General features: G+C 65.8%; 15 protein-coding genes. 2 read left to right on the top strand and 13 right to left on the bottom strand.

Translation table 11 applies throughout. The annotated features are described in order from the left end of the window. Positions 1–5: 5 nt before the first annotated feature. From J2Y55_RS25430 to J2Y55_RS25395, 8 genes are all read right to left on the bottom strand, one after another. On the bottom strand, positions 6–1586 hold the full coding sequence (locus J2Y55_RS25430; RefSeq protein WP_310159041.1) for an ABC transporter substrate-binding protein: 1581 nt from the start codon (positions 1584–1586) through the stop codon (positions 6–8). Positions 1587–1877: 291 nt separating this feature from the next. Next, positions 1878–2690, bottom strand: a complete 813-nt coding sequence (locus J2Y55_RS25425; RefSeq protein WP_310159040.1) for a sulfurtransferase — start codon at positions 2688–2690, stop codon at positions 1878–1880. After that, positions 2681–3685 (bottom strand): ornithine cyclodeaminase family protein, encoded by a 1005-nt coding sequence (locus J2Y55_RS25420; protein WP_310159038.1) that lies wholly within the window; start codon positions 3683–3685, stop codon positions 2681–2683. The genes J2Y55_RS25425 and J2Y55_RS25420 overlap by 10 nt, the downstream gene beginning before the upstream one ends. Beyond that, on the bottom strand, positions 3682–4695 hold the full coding sequence (locus J2Y55_RS25415; protein WP_310159037.1) for a 1-aminocyclopropane-1-carboxylate deaminase/D-cysteine desulfhydrase: 1014 nt from the start codon (positions 4693–4695) through the stop codon (positions 3682–3684). The genes J2Y55_RS25420 and J2Y55_RS25415 overlap by 4 nt, the downstream gene beginning before the upstream one ends. A 31-nt stretch (positions 4696–4726) precedes the next feature. Beyond that, entirely contained in the window at positions 4727–6058 is a 1332-nt protein-coding gene (locus J2Y55_RS25410) for a M20 family metallopeptidase (RefSeq protein WP_310159035.1), read from the bottom strand. Beyond that, the gene (locus J2Y55_RS25405) at positions 6055–6969 is read right to left on the bottom strand and encodes an ABC transporter permease (RefSeq protein WP_310159034.1); all 915 of its coding nucleotides are present in this window, start codon (positions 6967–6969) and stop codon (positions 6055–6057) included. Before J2Y55_RS25405 ends, J2Y55_RS25410 begins: the two co-directional genes overlap by 4 nt. 3 nt (positions 6970–6972) lie before the next feature. Continuing rightward, positions 6973–7815 carry an ABC transporter permease gene (locus tag J2Y55_RS25400; protein WP_310159033.1) on the bottom strand — a complete coding sequence of 281 codons (843 nt, stop codon included), beginning with the start codon at positions 7813–7815 and terminating at the stop codon, positions 6973–6975. Further along, positions 7812–9314, bottom strand: a complete 1503-nt coding sequence (locus J2Y55_RS25395) for an ABC transporter substrate-binding protein (RefSeq protein WP_310159032.1) — start codon at positions 9312–9314, stop codon at positions 7812–7814. The genes J2Y55_RS25400 and J2Y55_RS25395 overlap by 4 nt, the downstream gene beginning before the upstream one ends. A 258-nt stretch (positions 9315–9572) precedes the next feature. On the opposite strand from J2Y55_RS25395, the gene J2Y55_RS25390 reads away from it, so the two are divergent. After that, a complete protein-coding gene (locus J2Y55_RS25390; protein WP_310159031.1) occupies positions 9573–10286 on the top strand; it encodes an FCD domain-containing protein in 714 nt (237 codons plus the stop codon). A 325-nt stretch (positions 10287–10611) separates the two neighbouring features. After that, positions 10612–10803 (top strand): hypothetical protein, encoded by a 192-nt coding sequence (locus J2Y55_RS25385; RefSeq protein WP_310159030.1) that lies wholly within the window; start codon positions 10612–10614, stop codon positions 10801–10803. Positions 10804–11061: 258 nt separating this feature from the next. Here J2Y55_RS25385 and J2Y55_RS25380 read toward each other — a convergent pair whose 3' ends face one another. The 5 genes from J2Y55_RS25380 to J2Y55_RS25360 form a co-directional block, all read right to left on the bottom strand. Beyond that, positions 11062–12876 (bottom strand): ABC transporter ATP-binding protein, encoded by a 1815-nt coding sequence (locus tag J2Y55_RS25380; RefSeq protein ID WP_310159029.1) that lies wholly within the window; start codon positions 12874–12876, stop codon positions 11062–11064. Further along, positions 12873–13763, bottom strand: coding sequence for an ABC transporter permease (locus J2Y55_RS25375; protein WP_310159027.1), 891 nt, complete (start codon positions 13761–13763; stop codon positions 12873–12875). Before J2Y55_RS25375 ends, J2Y55_RS25380 begins: the two co-directional genes overlap by 4 nt. Continuing rightward, the gene (locus tag J2Y55_RS25370; RefSeq protein ID WP_310159026.1) at positions 13760–14698 is read right to left on the bottom strand and encodes an ABC transporter permease; all 939 of its coding nucleotides are present in this window, start codon (positions 14696–14698) and stop codon (positions 13760–13762) included. The genes J2Y55_RS25375 and J2Y55_RS25370 overlap by 4 nt, the downstream gene beginning before the upstream one ends. Before the next feature lie 214 nt (positions 14699–14912). Further along, entirely contained in the window at positions 14913–16466 is a 1554-nt protein-coding gene (locus J2Y55_RS25365; RefSeq protein ID WP_310159025.1) for an ABC transporter substrate-binding protein, read from the bottom strand. Between the two features lie 114 nt (positions 16467–16580). After that, positions 16581–17294 carry an SDR family NAD(P)-dependent oxidoreductase gene (locus J2Y55_RS25360; RefSeq protein WP_310159024.1) on the bottom strand — a complete coding sequence of 238 codons (714 nt, stop codon included), beginning with the start codon at positions 17292–17294 and terminating at the stop codon, positions 16581–16583. Positions 17295–17300 lie beyond the last annotated feature (6 nt).

Raw genomic sequence — 17300 nt, 5'->3', positions numbered from 1 at the left:
CTGCCTCACGCCGGCTTCACGTCGTAGAACTGGGCGAAACCGTTGCGCATGCCGGTCAGCCCGCGATAGGCAGTCTTCTCGTAGTAGGCGCCCAGCGGGATATAGGGCACGTCGGTGAAGAACTGTTTCTGGATCTCGGCGCAGATCGCCTTCTGGGCCGCAAGATCCTTGGCGACGAACCACTCGGCGCGCAGATCTTCCAGGCGCTGCGACTTCGGCCAGCCGAACCAGGCCTGGTCGCCATTGCCGCGGATGCCGAGCTGACTGGCCGGATCGAAATTATTAGTGCCGTTCAGATAGGTGAAGAAGATATTCCAGCCGCCCTTGTCGGTGGGCTGCCGGCTGGCGCGGCGCTGGACCACGGTGCCCCAGTCGCTCGAAACCAGATCCACGTTCATGCCGCATTTCTGCAGCGCATCGGCCGCCACCATCGCCAACGCGTGGGTCGAGGGATAATCGGTCGGGTCGAGCATCACCACGCGCTCGCCCTTGTAGCCGGCTGCCGCCAACTCGCGTTTGACCTTCTCGAAATCCCGCTTGCCGACCAGGATTTCGGTTCCAGCCGTCGTCGCCAGCGGCGTATCCGGGCTGAAGACGCCGACATGGTCCTTCCACATCGAGCGTTCGTCGCCGGCGACGGCCGTCATGTATTCGGTCTGGTCGATGGCGCCGAGCAGGGCCCGCCGGATGGCCGGATTGTCGAAAGGCGGATGCAGGCAGTTGAAGCGCAGGCAGCCGATGCCGCCAGCGGGATCGAGCCCTTCGATCTTGATTCCAGCCTTGCGCTTCAGCACGCCCAGCAGGTCCGGCGTCGGGTTTTGCCACCAATCGATCTCGCCGGCGCTGAGCGCATTGGCCGCCGTCGAAGGGTCGGGCATGATGCGCCATTCGACGCGGTCGAAGAAGACGTGCTTGGGACCTGCGGTAAAGCTGGCGGAGCCCCCCGACCGCGGAACATAGCCGCTGAACTTCTCATAGACCGTCAGCGCGCCGGAAACCCGCTCATTGGCCTTGAAGCGGAACGGACCGCTGCCGACCATCTCCGTCACCTGCTTATTGGGATCGGTGACCGCGAAGCGTTCCGGCATGATGCATGGCATCGAGGTTCCGGTCTTGCCGAGCGCTGCCGGCAGCAACGGGAAAGGCCGTTTCAGGCGGAATTTCACGACGCGGTCGGATTCGACCGACAGCTCGTCAGTTGCATCCATCAAGGCGCGACCGAAGGCGTCGCGGGCGGCGAAGCGGCGCACGCTTGGCACGACATCCTGTGCACGCACCGGCTCGCCGTCGTGGAAACGCAAGCCCTCGCGCAAAGTCAGCCGCCACAGCTTGCCGTCATCCTCAACCGTATGGCCGGCCACCATCTGCGGCTCGAAATTATAGTCGCTGGTCTGCCCGTAGAGCGTATCGAAGACGAGGTAGCCGTGGTTGCGCGTCACCGTCGCCGTCGTCCAGACCGGGTCGACGATCGCAACATCCGATTCAGGCACGAATTTCAGCACCTTCGCAGGCTGCGCAAGGCTGGGCTTCGCGAGCGCCGATACGGCAGCGCCAGCCGCGGCGCCAAGAAAAGTACGACGCTTCATGCCTGGAACCTTCCGTTCGAGCAAATGGAATGGTCGCGAATAGAGCGTCGCCGCGATGTCGGCTGATCCTAGAGCGCCGGAATTGACGGGCGCAAGCTATGCGGCGACAGGTGCCCCCCGAGAGCTGGGCATGGTTTGCGAGCCTTCCGCATGTCATGCGGCCTCAGATCGATTCCCGCCGCCGTCATGACAATTCAGCGGTCGTCATCCCAGTGGCCGACCGCCGGTTTCGCGGACACCGAGATTGCTGCAATCCTCGCTCCCAGCGTTTTGAGGCCGAGGCGCGCGGCTTTATTCGCCGCTCGCTATCGGCAGGTCGCTGCGCCCGGCCCATTCGTGCCAGGACCCGACGAAGACGCGGACATCCGCGAAGCCCGCTTGCCTGAGCGCGTAGAGCGCGGTCGCCGCCCGCGCGCCGCGATGGCAATAGGTCACGATCGGCTGATCCTTGCGCAAGCCCGCCTTGAGGGCGAGTGCGGCGACCTCCACCGGTGTGCGATAGGCCCCGCCCTCGACCAGATCTTCCCAGAAGATGTGACTGCAACCGGGGATGCGGCCGGCGCGAGCGCAGCAGGGATGGACGAATTCGCCGGTGAACTCGCTGCGCCGGCGCACATCGAGCAGCATCGTGGATTGGCCGGTTTCATCGATCGAGGCGATCAGCTCGCGCCGGAACGGGCGGCTCGGTTCAGCGCCTTCTTCTGCCGGGGCGATGATCGCAGCCGGACCCTTGCCGGGTTCGACTGCGAAGCCCGCCGCGCGCCAGGCCTTGATGCCGCCATCGAGGATCAGACCGCCTTCAAGGCCGAGAAACTCGTGGAACCAGAGGCCGCGCGGCGAGATCATGCCGGTGTCCTCCTCGAAGAAGACGACGGTCTTCGCTTCAAACAGCTTCAGGCTCTCGAACGCCGCCTCGGCTGCCGCAGCAAGCGAGGCGATGCCGGCTTCGTCGCTTTGCGGGATGAAGTAGTCGTAGACATTGAGATGGATGGCACCGGGCAGGCTGGCCTCGCGCCAGGCTTCGATGCCGCGCACATCGACGAGGACGAGCCCGGCTTCGCCGAGCCGCACTTGGAGCGCCTTGGCGTCGATCGTCACAGCCATGGCCAGTCGCTCCTCTCCTGATGCGTGGTTGGCGCTGAATTCGCGGCCCCTGCCGTGGCGATGACGCGGGCGGCGAGCGCGATGTCAAAGATGTTGAGCCCGAAGCTCGAGAGATAGACGAGGCTGCCGGGCGTCGGCGTGAAGCCGCCGGCGAGCACTGTCCCGAGATCGGCGGCGACGCGCTCCTCGGGGAAACGGCCGGCGCGATGCATCTGGAACAGGCTCTTGGCGCTCTTCAGCCGGAATTCGCCCCAGAGATCGACCACGACATGGTCGGCTTTGTCGATCGCTTGGAAGGAAACCTCGTGATAGCCGACCTGGACGACCAGCCGGCCGGGTGCCAATGCGGCGGCGTCGAGGATCGGCTCCTTGGCATTGGTGCAGGTCAGGACGGCGTCGCAGCGCGCAGCCTCCTCCGGGCTCTCCGCCACCTTCACAGGGAAGGGCCAATTCCGCGCCGCCAGCGCCTCGGCCCTGGAACGCGTCCGGTTCCAGATCAAGACGCGCTCCAGCCCCTGATGCAGCGCCGCCAGCATTTCGAGATGGGTGCGGGCATGGAAGCCGGCGCCGAGCACGGCCGCGCTGCGCAGCGGCACCGGCATCAAGCTGTCCAATGCCAGCGCCGAGACGGCGGCGGTGCGCATCGCGGTCAGCAGCGCGCTCTCGACGATGCCGAGCGGCAGCCCGCTCCGGCGATCATTGACGATGGTGGAGGAGGTGATCATCGGCTGCCCGTCGTCGAGCGCCGGCCGATGCGCCGTCCATTTCACGCCTGCGGCCTGAAAGCGGCCGCCGAGCGAGGCGGGCAGGGCATAGGCCCGGCCGGGCACATCGGGGATGCCGAGCGCAACCGAGGTCTCGGCCGGCATCTCGGCCTCGCCCGCGCGCAGCAGCGCGAAGGCGTCGCGGACATCGGCAAGTGCGAGGCCGAAATCCGCGCCGCCGGCCGCGATCACCGCGGCGCGATCGAGCACGCGCATGCCGACAAGACTCATGCTGGCAAGGCTTCTGGCGCCTCGGTCAGCACCTTGGCGAAGGGGTAGAGCGCCGGGCTGCCGCCGCAATGCACGAAGAGCACATCGCTGCCGGCGGGGATTTTGCCGCTGGCCGCCAGCGCGAGCACGCCGTCCATCGCCTTGCCGGTATAGACCGGGTCGAGCAGCACGCCGTCGCTCTGGGCGACACGGTTGATCGTGGCGATGCCGCCCGGACTCGGCACGCCATAGGCCGAGCCGACGAAGCCGTCCTCGATCCAGATATCGGCCGGCTTGAAGTCCTGAGGCCAGCCTAGCAGCGCCGCGCAATCATTGGCCATGCCGGCGATGCGCTCCTGGAACCAGGCGGCGTCGCGGCTGACGCTGATGCCGACGATCCTTGTCTTCGGCCAGTAGCGGCGGATGCCGACATAAAGGCCCGCCAGCGTGCCGCCGGAGCCGGTGGGCGCAGCGACGATGGCGGGCGGCTGGCGCCCGGCCGCATCGAGCTGGCGCGACATCTCCTCGACGGCGCGGACATAGCCGAGCGCGCCGAGCGGGTTCGCCCCGCCGAGCGGGATGACGTAAGCCGTCTTGCCGTTGGCTTCGGCGGCTTGCGCATGGGCGGCCATGCGCGGGTCGACCTGGGTGAAATAGGCTGTCGGCTCCAAGAATTCGAGCGTCGCACCGAGGAGGCGATCGAGCAGGAGATTGCCCTGGTATTCGGTCGGCGGGTTGCCGCGCAGCACCAGCACGGCTTCCATGCCGAAACGCCGCGCCGCGGCCGCGACCATGCGGGCATGGTTGGACTGGTGGCCGCCGGTGGTGATCAGCACGCCGGCCTGCTTGGCCAGCGCGTCGGCGAGCAGGAACTCAAGCTTGCGCACCTTGTTGCCGCCGCCGCCGAAGCCGGAATAGTCGTCGCGCTTCATTCGGAGCGTGATGCCGGTCTCGGCCGAGAGATTGGGCAGTTCGTCGATAGGCGTCGGGAAGAAGCCGAGTTCGACGCGCGGGAAATCGTCGGGTGTCATCGCGAGATACTCCGGATGGTGATGGTGTGGTTCATGATCGGCCCTTGGCCGCGATGGCAGGGAGCCAGAGCAGCAGCGACTGGATGAAGCGGTCGATGCCGGAAAGCTCGACGAATTCATTGGGGCCATGGGCATTGCCGCCATGGCCGAGCCCGCCGATGATGAAGGCGTCGCTGACCCCCGCGAAGGCATAGGCCGGCGCTGCGCCAATGGCCCAGGGCCAGGATTGCGGTCTTGCGCCGAGCGCCCGGTAGCTCCAAGCGAGTTCGGCGAAGCCGAGCGCGGTGGGATCGAACCAGCAGCCGGGATAGGCGTCGTCGAGCGAAAGCACGGCTGGAGCGCTGTCCCGGACGAGGCGGGCGATCTCGTCAGCCGGATCGAGCCCGGCCGGCAAGCGCATGTCGAAGCGCGCGCTTGCGCCCGTCGGGATGACGCTGCGCCCGCCCAAAGGAGACGACGAGACTTCGGCCAGATTGAGATGGGCGGCTGTCAGCACATGCTCCAGCAATTCGCGCGGCGTGCCGTCGCGGGAGAAGCGGCTGGTCGCGCGGAAGGCGAGCTCGGCCTGCGGGTCGAACGCGGCCGCGAGTTCGTCGAGCACGGGCGCGAGTGGGGCGGGGAGGGCGACGGCTCCGCGCGAGCCGCCATCGAGGCCGGCGAGCGCCTTGGCGAGCTCCCAGATCGGGTTGGCGATCCAGGGCGAGTTCGAAGCGTGGCAAGGCTTCATCGGCCCGCCCCAGTCACCGCTTTCGACCGATATCCTGCCCTGAGCCAGGCCCTTGAAGCCGAAATAGATTCGCGGTGGCCCGCCGCCATACTCGCAGAAGGAGGGGAACAGCGCTGTCGAAGCCCGCCGCACCGGCGTGTCCGGAGCGGTCAGGTAACGCCGGAGCGTGCCGCTGCCGGTCTCTTCCTGGCCTTCGAGCAGGATCTCGATATTGGCATCGAGGCCGGAGGTCGCGATGAGATGGCCGAGCGCAACCAGCATCGCCGCCATCGGGCCCTTATTGTTCTCCGCCCCGCGCCCGACATAACGCGGCCCCATCGGCCCCTTGATCACGCCGCCGATGAAGGGATCGACGCTCCAGCCCTCCGCCGTGGCCGGCATCACGTCATACATATTGTAGAGCAGGATGGTGATGGGAGCCCCGCGCTCGATCCGGGCATGGACGACCGGCGGATCGAGCTTCAGGCCGTCTGCGATGATGGTCGCACCGAGATCGTCGCGCAGATGGGCAATGAGGGTCTGCGCCATCACCTTCAACCCGGCCTCGTTGCCGGCGAAGGAGCGGATCGGCGTCCATTCCGCCAGCAGGTCGAGCGTGCGCGTGCGCAAGCCTGCGATCACATCCGGCCCGGTCACAGCCTGATCCTCGGATTCAGCAGCACATAGGCGATATCGACCATGAGGTTCGCCAGCACGAACACGGTCGAGGCCAGCAGCACCACCGCCTGCACCAGCGGGAAATCGCGGTTCTGGATTGCCTGCACTGCGAGTCGACCGATGCCGGGCCAGGCGAAGATGATCTCGGTGACGAGCGCGCCGCCGAGCAGGGCGGCGAAATACATCGCCTGCACCGTGAGCACCGGGATCAGCGCGTTGCGCAGCGCATGGCCGATGATGACGCGGCCCGGCGAAAGGCCCTTGGCGCGGGCGGTGCGGATATAATCCTCGCCCATCACATCGATCAGGCTCGCACGTACGAGGCGCGTCACCGCGCTGGTGTAATAGGCGCCGAGCGTCAGCGCCGGCAGAATGAGATGGCGCGCCTCGCCATAGCCCCCGGTCGGCAGCAGCCGCCATTTCATCGCGAAGAACAGGATCAGCACCAGGCCGAGCCAGAACACCGGCACGGCCTGTCCGGCCAGCGCCACGGTTCGCACCATGAAATCGACGAGGCCGCCGGGCTTGATCGCGGCCAGCACGCCGAAGACGAAGCCGAGCGTCGTGCTCCAGGCCAGCGCCGCCACTGCGAGCAGCGCGGTCGCCGGCAGGCGCTCGAGCACCAGCTCCAGTACCGGCCGCTGGAAGCGCAGCGACAGGCCGAAATCGCCGGTCAAGGCCTTGCCGAGATAGCGCAGATACTGGATCAGGACCGGATCGTCGAAGCCCATCGCCTTGCGGAAGGCGTCGATCTCGGCGCGGCTGGCGTCGGGCGACATCATCAGTGCGGCCGGGTCGCCCGCCAGGAACAGGCAGAAGAACACGATCGCCGAGACCCCGAGCAGGACGACGGCCGATTGCAGCAGGCGGTTGCCGAGGAAACGCAGCATGGCTCAGTCGACCCGCACTTGCGTCAGGCGGATGAGGCCGTCGCCGAGGAAATTGAAGCCGATCACCAGGGCCGCGATGACGAGGCCGGGATAGATCACCAGCCAGTCGGCGACCAGGAGATAGGAGCGCCCTTCGCCGATCAGGTTGCCGAGCGTCGGCACGGGCGGCTGCACGCCCAGGCCGAGGAAGCCAATCGAGGCTTCGAGCACGATCAGGCGGGGAAGATCGAGCGTCAGCAGCACGATCTGCGGCGTGATGATGTTGGGCAGGATATAGCGCAGCACGATGCGCAGGCGCGAGGCGCCGAGCGCGCGCGCCGCCTCGACATAATCGAGCTCGCGCACCTCCAGCGTGCGGGCGCGGGCGACGCGGGCGAAGATCGCCCAGCCGGTGACGCCGAGGACGATCACGACATTGGCGATGCTGGGCCCCAGCACCGCGATCACCAGCAGCACCAGCAGGATGAACGGGATCGAGAGCTGGATGTCGACGAGCCGCATGATGACGATGTCGGTCCAGCCGCCGGCATAACCCGCCAGCAGTCCGAGGCCGGTGCCGATCAGCGCCGAGATCAGCCCCGCGATCACGACGATGCCGAGGGAAAGCTGTGTCCCGGCCATGATCCGCACGAGCAGGTCGCGGCCGAGCTGGTCGGTGCCGAGCGGGTGCCATTGTCCCGAGACGATGGTTCCGGGCGGCTTGAAGGTCGCGGTCAGCACGCCCTTGATCGGGTCGAGCGCCCAGAGCTGCGGGCCGAGCACGGCCAGCAGCAGCACGGCGATCAGGAGTATTGCGCCGACCCAGCCATCGATGCCGGCGAAAGAGCGTCTCAGCTCCGGTGTCACGGACCGAACTTCAGGTCGAACAAGGGCAGGCGTGCATCGGGGCGTCCCTTGAAGACGAGCTCCTTGCGCGCCGCATAGAGCGAGTCTTCCTGGTAGAGCGTCAGCAGCGGCACACCCTCGACCATCTTGTCCTGGATCTCCAGCAGCACGGCCTTGCGCTTATCGGCGTCGACGATCTTGCGGCTCTGGTCGAGCAGCGTATCGAGCGCCGGCATCGAGACGGTCGAATAGGGCTCGCCCGTGCGCAGGATGGCGAAGAGCGCGGCGTCGGCGTCGAGCGTCTGGGTCGAGCCCCAGGCCAGCATGTAGATCGGCGCCTGCTTGCCGGCCGGAACCTGCTGCGCATAGACCGACCATTCCGGCACTTCGAGCTCGGCCTTGACGCCGATGGCGGCGAATTGCTGCGCGATCGCCTGGCCGACCTCGGCCGAGGAGATGTAGCGGCGCGGCACCTGCATCTTGATCGAGAAACCGTCGGGGTAGCCGGCTTCCGCCAGCAGCGCCTTGGCCTTGGCCGGATCGAAGGCTGGCGGCTCGATTGCCTTGTAGCCGAAATCGGCCGGGCTGGTCTGGCTCCCGGTCGCGGTGCCCAGACCCTTGAGGATCTCGGCGACGATGGTCTTGCGGTCGATCGCCATCGAAAGCGCACGCCGGACCTTGACGTCGGAGAGCGGCTTCTCCGTCGATTTCAGGCCGAGATAGATCGTCAGCCCGCCATTGCGGACCTGCTCGAGATTGAGCTCGGGGCTCGCCTTGACGAGGCTGACGAGCTCGGCCGGCACGCCTTCGATCAACTGCACCTCGCCGGAGACCAACGCCGCGATGCGGGCCGTCGCCTCGGGGATCGGCTTCCAGACGACGCGCCCGATCGTCGGCTTGCCGCGCCAGTAATCGGGATTGGCGACCATGACGACGCGGTCGTCCTGGACGAATTCGGTGACCTTGTAGGGCCCGGTGCCGACCGGCTTGCGGGCGAAGACGTCCTTGCCGACCTCGGCGATGTATTTCGGCGGCACGATATAGGCGGGGTAGCGGCTCATCCGCGTCGGCAGCAGCGGGTCGGGGCCGTTGGTGCGCACGCGCACGGTCAGCGGATCCACCACGTCGACGCCGACCACGGAACGGACATAGGAAATCGTCGGCGATTTGGCGTCGGGGTCGATCACGCGGTCGAAGGTGAATTTGACGGCGGTCGCGTCGAAGGCCTCGCCATTGTGGAATTTCACGCCGGGCCGGAGCTTGAACTCCCAGGTCGTGTCGTCGATCGCGGCCCAGGACAGGGCAAGGCCCGGGATCAGCTTCATCTCCGTGTCGCGCAAGATCAGCGTGTCGAAGACATTGTCGACCAGCGTGCCCGCCTCACGCAGGAAGCCGGGGTCGAGCGTCGCGGCGGACGCGGCGCGCCCGATCACGAGCTCGTTGGGGGCAGCGAGGACGGGCGATGCGGCGGCTGCCGCCAGCAGGCCCAGGCTCAGCACTCCAGATAGGATCCGTCGCATGGCAATCCCCTTTTTTATGGCGGCCTTGTCGGCTGTGCCAGAATTCCGTCGCGCTGCAGAATATATTCTGTAACATCGACCGCAAGAGATATTGCGTCTGAATTTGCGGCAGGCGGGAGAACGTTTGATGGGCAGATTAGCCGTGTTCCGGAAGGCTGTGACGAGGGCTCCGCGCCGTGCCACCGGGCGTTGCAGCCGCCCATTGCCAATCGCGCAGCGCCGCGACATCTTCCGCGCTTGCGCCGACGGAGCCGCTTCGTGAGCCTTGACCAATTGCCGATCGCGCCCAAGGGCGGCCTGACCGGGCATGTCGAAAGAACGCTCAAGCAGGCGCTGATGGAAGGCAGCCTGAAGCCCGGCGAAAGGCTGGTTGCGCGCGATCTTGCCGCACGGCTCGGTACCAGCCCCACCCCGGTCCGCGAGGCGCTGCTGAAGCTCGTCGCCAGCGGCGCGCTGGAGATGGCGCCGGCGCAGTCCTTCACCGTGCCGGCGCTCTCGCTCGAGGGCTATCGCGAGATCATCGACATCCGCATGGTGGTCGAGAGCTTGGCTGTCGAGCGCGCAACGCCGCTGTTGACCGAGCAGGATCTCGTCATGCTGCGGGACATCAACGAGCGCTTCAAGGATGCCCGGGCCCGCAACGCCGCACGCGAGGCCCTGCATGAGAACAAGGAATTCCGCTTGATGCTCTATGAGCGCGCGGCGATGCCGGCGCTCTATGCGGTGATCGAATCGCTCTGGCTCAAGATCGGGCCGAGCCTGAACTATCTCTTTCCGGTCGATTCCACCCGGCTGGGCGAGCCGCACAACCATGATCTGCTGCTGGAGGCGCTGGCCCGGCGCGACACCGAAAAGGCGGTCAGGCTGATCCGCAAGGCGATCGAGGACGGCGCGGCGGTGATCGGCGAACATTTCGCCGAAGATGAGCGGATTGGAGCTTCGGCTGCGGCAAGCCGTTTCCGCGCCGGCTGAGCCGAAACGGCCCGCAAACGGGTGGAGCGTCGATTTCGTCGATCGTCCAAGCGCGCATCTGCGAAACGCTCCGGCAGGTCAGGCGGCGGCGTGTGAACGCGTCGCCAGTGATGTCCCTTGTCTATTGGTGCCGTCATCAAGTGAGCGTCGATTCGAAATAACGAATTAAATTTTCGTATAGTTTTAATAAACCTAACTATAACTTCCACAGGACCGGCTTGATATTTGCGGATATGCCAACTTAAGCTGCCTTGCGTCCGCCGTGGATGCGTATGGCCGGCGATAAGTTATGGTAATTGCAGGGATAGTGTTCCTGGTCGGCATATTGATTGGGCTATCGTACGGCTATATCGCGATTCTGGCGGCCAGCGTCGTGTTGGCGGTCGCCATGGTGCTGCTATGGCTGATATTGGGCAGCCTCACGCTGTTCGGCATCTTCGTCCTGATCGGCTATCTTGCCGCGCTTCAGAGCGGCTATCTCCTCGGAGCCTATCTCGGCACGAAGGACGATGCGTGATCACCAGAACCAGATGGCGCGGCCGGCAGCCACGCAGAGCGAAATCCAGAACAGGATCGTGAAGCTGATCCAAATCAGCACGGTGGATAGCGATGGGCGAGGACGCCTGGACGCTGCACGGAGCATATCTGTTTCCCGATGAGCCAATTGGTTGATGCCATCGGAGAAGCAGCAAGATAGCCGCCGCATTGGTGCCTTGTGATGAGGGGAACGCACATCGGCGGCCCCTCATCTGGGGATCATGTCCAATAGGTTCCGTTACACCGCCTGCCTGACGAAATGGCCGGGCGCGACCTCGACCAGCGCCTGCGCCGGAGCGCGCCAGTCGAGCGTGCGGATCGGGCTCGGAATCTCGTCGATCGCGAGTTCGCGGCGCAGGGATCGCCGCGCCGGATCGGGCACCGGCACGGCCGAGAGCAGCTTGCGCGTATAGGGGTGGCGCGGATTGGCGAAGACGGCCTCGCGCGTGCCGAGTTCGACGATCTCGCCGAGATACATCACCGCAACGCGATGGCTCACCCGTTCGACCACCGCCATGTCATGCGAGATGAAGAGATAGGCGAGGCCGAATTCGGCCTGCAGGTCGAGCATCAGGTTGAGCACCTGCGCCTTGACGGAGACGTCGAGCGCCGAGACCGCCTCATCCGCCACGACCAGCTTGGGCGAGAGCGCGAGCGCACGCGCGATGGCGAGGCGCTGGCGCTGCCCGCCCGAGAACTCATGCGGGTAGCGCGTGCCCATGGCGGGCGACAGGCCGACGCGGCGCATCAGCTCCGCCACGCGCTCCCTGGCCTCGGCGCCCTTGGCGAGAGCATGGACGACGATCGGCTCGGCGATGGCCGCGCCCACGCTCTTGCGCGGGTTCAGGCTGGCGAAGGGATCCTGGAAGATCATCTGCATGTCGCGGCGGACATTGAGCAGGTCGCCCTTGCCGAAACCGGTGACGTCGCGGCCCTCGAAACGCACCGTGCCGGCCGTGGGCTCGATCAAGCGCAGGATCGAGCGCCCAGTCGTCGACTTGCCGCAGCCGGATTCGCCGACCAGCGCCAGCGTCTCGCCGCGCTGCAGCGTGAAGGAGACGTTCTCGACCGCATGGACCCGGCCGCGCAAACGCCCGAGCAGGCCGCCGCGAATGCCGAAGCGTGTCGTCAGGCCGGAGACCTCCAGCAGCGGCGCCTCTTCGGCCTTGACCGTGTCGGCGGCCTCGACAGGCTTGCCGCGCACCTCGCCATTATCGGGATCGATATGGGGGAAGCGCAGCGGCCTGCCATGCCCCTCCATGTCGCCCAGCCTGGGCACGGCGGCGAGCAGCGCCTTGGTGTAGCCGTGCACCGGCGTGTTGAAGACCTGTGGAGCAGGCGCATCCTCGAGCTTGCGCCCCTTCCACATCACCACGACGCGGTCGGCGATCTCGGCGACGACGCCCATGTCATGGGTGATGAAGAGCACCGACATGCCCTCCTCGTCCTGCAGCGTCTTGATCAGTTCGAGGATCTGCGCCTGGATCGTGACGTCGAGCGCGGTCGTCGGCTCGTCGGCGATCAGGAGTTTTGGCTTGCAGGCGAGCGCGGTCGCAATCATCACGCGCTGGCGCATGCCGCCGGACAGCTGGTGCGGATAGTTGCCGAAGCGCGTCTTGGCGGAGGGGATGCGCACCTTCTCCAGCATGCGCAGCGCCTCGGCCTCGGCCGCCGCCTTGTCGAGCCCGCGATGATAGCGCAGCGCCTCGCAGATCTGGTAGCCGACGGTCAGTACGGGATTCAGGCTGGTCATCGGCTCCTGGAAGATCATCGCGACATCATTGCCGCGGACCTTGCGCATCTCCTCTTCCGAGAGCGCCAGCAGGTCGCGGCCTTCGAGCGCGATCTTGCCTTCGATGCGGCCATTCGCGGCAGAGACGAGCCGCATGATCGAGAGCGCGGTAACCGATTTGCCCGAGCCGGATTCACCGACGATCGCGACGGTTTCGCCCGGCGCGACATCGAAGCTCAGATCTTCGATTGCCCAGCGCCATTGCCCGCCGACGCGAAAGGCCGTCTGCAGATTTTGGACGGAGAGGACAGGCCGGCTCATCGTTCGCCCTTCAGCTTGGGGTCGATGGCGTCGCGCAGACCGTCGCCGAGGATGTTGAGGGCGAAGACGATGATCAGGATGGCCAGGCTCGGCGCCAGCACGAGCCAGTAGCTGTCGAGGATGTTCTCGAAACCCTCGCGGATCATGCCGCCCCAGGTCGCGGTCGGCGGCTTGACGCCGAGCCCGATGAAGGCGAGCGAGGCCTCGGTGCGGATCGCGTTGGCGAGCCAGAGCGAGCCCATCACCAGGATCTCCGGGAAGATGTTGGGCAGGATATGGCCTGCCATGATCCGGACGTCGGAGAAGGCGAGCGCTCTTCCGGCCTCGATATAGTCGCGCTCCTTCACCGAGATCGTCGGCGCGCGGGCAATGCGGGCGAAGGAGGGGATCGAGGTCAGCGCGATCGCGATGGTGATGTTCTCCATCGAGGGGCCGAGCATGGCGACCAGGATCAGGCCGAGGATGAGCGAGGGGAAGGCGAGCAGGATGTCCATCGTCTGCATCACCACGACATCGAACTTCCCGCCATACCAGCCGGCCAGGATGCCGATCAGCGACCCCAGCACCAGCGCGATCACGGTTGAGGCGACGCCGATGACCAGCGAGATCCGCGCGCCGTAGAGCAGGCGGGAGAGGATGTCGCGGCCGAAATAATCGGTGCCGAGATAGTAGTCGTCATGCGGCGGCTGCAGCCGCGACAGGATGTTCTGCTCCAGCGGGTCATGCGGGGCGATGATGGGCGCGAGCACGGCGGCCAGGATCACCGCGACGACGATGACGAGGCCGACCCAGGAGGTCTTGTTGGCGTTGAAGGCGCCGATCGTGGCGGCAAGCCAGCGCAGCCGCGGCGGGGCGGCCTGGCCGGCATCATGGACCGAGGCGCTCATGACAACTTCACCCTTGGATCGACGAAGGCATAGGTCAGGTCGGTGGCGATGTTCACCAGCACGACGATCAGCGTGTAGATCACCATCATGCCCTGCAGCATGGTGTAGTCGCGCTGGTTCAGCGCGCCGACGATGAGCTTGCCCAGGCCCGGCCGGTTGAAGACGATCTCGGTCAGCACCGAATTGCCGATCAGGATGCCGAGATACAGGCCGACGATGGTGATGACCGGGATCAAGGCGTTGCGCAGCGCATGCCGCCACACGACGACATGCCAGGGCACGCCCTTGGCCCGGGCGCTGCGCACATAATCCTCCTGCATCACCTCGAGCATCGCCGAGCGCGCCACGCGGGTGATGTAGGCCGCCATGATCAATCCGAGATTGAGCGCCGGCAGCGCCATCGACTGGAACCAGGCGGAGGCCGAACCGGAGCGGGCGCTGATCACCGGGAACCAGCGCAGCATGATCGCAAACAGGATCAGCAGGATGATCGCCGAGACGAAGGGCGGGAAGGACAGGCCGAGCAGCGAGGCGATGCGCGTCACATAATCGGGCATGCGGTTGCGGTTGATCGCGGCCCAGACGCCGAGCGGCACGCCGATGGCGACGCCGATCAGCATGGAGACCACCGTCAGCTCCAGCGTCCAGGGCAGGACGGAGAGGATCTCCTGGATCACCGGCCGGCCGGTGACGAGCGAGACGCCCCAGTCACCCCGGATCGCACCGCTGAGGAAGGTCCAGTATTGCTCGATGAGAGATGCGTCGAGACCGAGCCGTGTCCGCATCGCCGCGATCGCGGTGGCGTCGGCCTGGTCGCCGAGGATGACCTGCGCCGGATCGCCCGGCACGATCCGCACCACGACGAAGACGAGGGAGAGCACGGCCCAGAGCGTGACGACCGCAAAGCCGAGCCGTTTGACGAGAAAGGCGCCCATGATGCCGCCATGTTGGAGGAGAAGGCGGCCCGTTGCGAGCCACCCGGTCTATCGAAATCCTATCGTATTCCGCCGCGCGTCATCCCGGACAAGCCGCGTAGCGGCGCCGATCCGGGATCCATCATAGGGCTATGCCGGCGCTCTAAGATGGATCCCGGATCTCCACTTCGCTACGTCCGGGATGACGGTGTTTCCGCACCCCGGACGCAAAGGTTCACTTGGTGAAACGCGTCGTCTCGAGCACCGGCGGGCCCAGGTTGAGCGAGGCCTTGAGGTCGTAGCCGAGGTCGAGGCTGTCCTTATAGGCCCAGAGCTGCATCATCTCGTTGACCGGGATCGCGCAGACCTCCTTGATGATCTTCTCCTGCGCCGTCTTCCAGAGCGCGAGCTGCTTGGCCTTGTCGGTTTCCGAGCGGGCCGCATCGATCTCGGCATCGGCGACCTTGCAGTGCGAGAAGTTCGTCACCGCCGTCGGCGTCTTCACGATCGCGCGCGAATGGAAGAACTGCGAGAGATAGACATCCGCAATGGGGAAGCGCGCCGCCTGGAAATGCACCACCTGCGACAGGTCCTGTCGGATCTGCTGGTGGAAGGTCGCGTGCTCCACCGGCTGGATCTCCAGCGTGATGCCGGCCCGCTTCAACAGCGCCTGTGTCGCCTCGGTGAAGCTCAGCATCGAGGGCAGCGTCGTGTTGATCGCCTTGACCGTGACGCCGTTGGGGAAGCCGGCCTCGGCCAGCAGCGCCTTCGACTTGGCGAGATCGAACGGGTAGAGCGGCGCCTTCTCGTCGGTGCCGAGATAGCCCGATGGCACCACCGAGACCGCCGGCCGGGAGATGTTCTTGCCGCGGAACTGCCAGATCGCGTTGCGGTCGATCGCATAGGCGATGGCTTGGCGGACCTTGAGGTTGTCGAGCGGCGGCTGGCTCATATTGAGATGCAGCATCGACATCTCGGCCGGGCCCATGGCGACGACCTTGACGCCTGGCAGCGCGTTCATGCGGTCGACCCAGGCCTGCTCCTGCCGGCCGAGCATCATGTCGAGCTCGCCGGACTGGAAGGCGAGATCGCGCGAGGAATCGGACGGGATGAAGCGGTAGAGGATCTCGGTCAGCTTCGGCTTGCCGCGGAAATAGTTCGGGTTGGCGACGAGCTTGGCGTATTGCTGTGGCACATATTCCTGGAACATGAACGGGCCGGTGCCGACAGGCTTCTTGGCGAAGCCTTCCTTGCCCAGCTCCTCGGCGGCCTTCTTACAGACCATGTTGCCGCCATGGTAATTCATGACGATGCCGAGCAGGCTCGGAATGGCCTGCTTCAGCGTGATCTTGACCGTGTATTTGTCGGGCGCCTCGACCTTGTCGAAGGCGGAGTAGTCGGAGGAGAAGGCCGAGGTTTCCTTGTTGGCGGCGCGGGCCAGCGAATAGACCGCGTCCTCCGCGGTGAACTCACCATAGTTGTGATGGCACTGCACGCCCTGGCGCAGCTTGAAGGTCCATTCCTTGCCGTCGGTCGAGGAGGTCCAGCTTTCGGCCAGATCAGGCTCCATGAATTCCGGCGAGAGCTCGCCCGGCTTGATCCGGACAAGGCCGTTGAACATCCATTGCAGCATCGCCTTGCCGGGCGTGCCGGAGTTCAGATGCGGATCGAGCACGCCAGCATCGGTGCTTTGCATGCCGACGGTCAGCACCGTCTTCTGAGCCAGTGCGGGCGAGCCCAACAAGGCCCCCGCGAGCGCGGCGGCGATCACCAGTCCGGTTTTTTTCATCGTTATTCCCCTGCTTTTCTTGGGTATTCGATTTTCTTGGATATTCGATGCGGCCGGCGGTTTCGCCGACACCTGCCCGCAATCTTCGGGCCAAGATCTTCGCGCCGTGCCCGTCTAAAGCGTATCCTCCAGCCGGCAATTCACCAGCAATTCCGCGACTGATGCATTGTTAGGCAGAGCGAGGACAGTAGCAACCAATTGCGCGAGATCGCCCGGTTGCGTCATGTCCTGGCGGTTCATCGCATTGCTCGCGGCCGTCATGTCGGTGGGTACGAAGGAGGGGCAGAGCGCGGTTGCCCGCACGCCCTTGTCCCAGGAGATCCGGCGCGCCGCATGGGTCAGCGCCACCATCGCATGCTTGGTCATGTTGTAGGCGACGGCATCGTTGCGCACGCGCTTGCCCGACATCGAGGCGATGTTGATGATGCGCCCGGCCCCGCTCGCTTCCAGATGCGGCAGCGCGCAATGGATCAGGCTGAGCGGCCCCTTGCAGTTCACGGCCCAGATCGCGTCGAGTACCGCCTCGTCCGGTGCGCGCAAGGTGATGGCGCTGTGCATGCCGGCATTGTTGACGAGCCCGTCGATCCGGCCGAAGCGCGCAACCGCTGCATCCGTCCAGGCCCGGTGCGTCGCCCAGTCCTGCGCATCATAGCGCGCGATATGGATGCGGGTTTCGTCCCAATCGGCGCTCATCGCCTTGAGCGAAGCGAGATCGCGCCCGCCCAGGCTCAAGGCATAGCCTTGCTCATAGAGCGCCTGCGCCACCGCGCGGCCGATGCCGCGATTGGCGCCGGAGATCAGGATCACGCGTTCGGTGGGGGCAAGCATCGGACA

The sequence above is a fragment of the Allobosea sp. BE125 genome (assembly GCF_031456075.1).
Lineage (GTDB): Bacteria > Pseudomonadota > Alphaproteobacteria > Rhizobiales > Beijerinckiaceae > Allobosea.
The sequence above is the reverse complement of the archived record's forward strand: the minus strand, read 5'-3'. Positions and strand labels throughout refer to the sequence as shown.

Coding starts and splice junctions, on each gene's coding strand:
- J2Y55_RS25370 (WP_310159026.1), bottom strand. CDS start 14,698: ATGGGCGCCTTTCTCGTCAAACGGCTCGGCTTTGCGGTCGTCACGCTC.
- J2Y55_RS25405 (WP_310159034.1), bottom strand. CDS start 6,969: ATGCTGCGTTTCCTCGGCAACCGCCTGCTGCAATCGGCCGTCGTCCTG.
- J2Y55_RS25375 (WP_310159027.1), bottom strand. CDS start 13,763: ATGAGCGCCTCGGTCCATGATGCCGGCCAGGCCGCCCCGCCGCGGCTG.
- J2Y55_RS25430 (WP_310159041.1), bottom strand. CDS start 1,586: ATGAAGCGTCGTACTTTTCTTGGCGCCGCGGCTGGCGCTGCCGTATCG.
- J2Y55_RS25420 (WP_310159038.1), bottom strand. CDS start 3,685: ATGAGTCTTGTCGGCATGCGCGTGCTCGATCGCGCCGCGGTGATCGCG.
- J2Y55_RS25360 (WP_310159024.1), bottom strand. CDS start 17,294: ATGCTTGCCCCCACCGAACGCGTGATCCTGATCTCCGGCGCCAATCGC.
- J2Y55_RS25380 (WP_310159029.1), bottom strand. CDS start 12,876: ATGAGCCGGCCTGTCCTCTCCGTCCAAAATCTGCAGACGGCCTTTCGC.
- J2Y55_RS25365 (WP_310159025.1), bottom strand. CDS start 16,466: ATGAAAAAAACCGGACTGGTGATCGCCGCCGCGCTCGCGGGGGCCTTG.
- J2Y55_RS25395 (WP_310159032.1), bottom strand. CDS start 9,314: ATGCGACGGATCCTATCTGGAGTGCTGAGCCTGGGCCTGCTGGCGGCA.
- J2Y55_RS25425 (WP_310159040.1), bottom strand. CDS start 2,690: ATGGCTGTGACGATCGACGCCAAGGCGCTCCAAGTGCGGCTCGGCGAA.
- J2Y55_RS25415 (WP_310159037.1), bottom strand. CDS start 4,695: ATGACACCCGACGATTTCCCGCGCGTCGAACTCGGCTTCTTCCCGACG.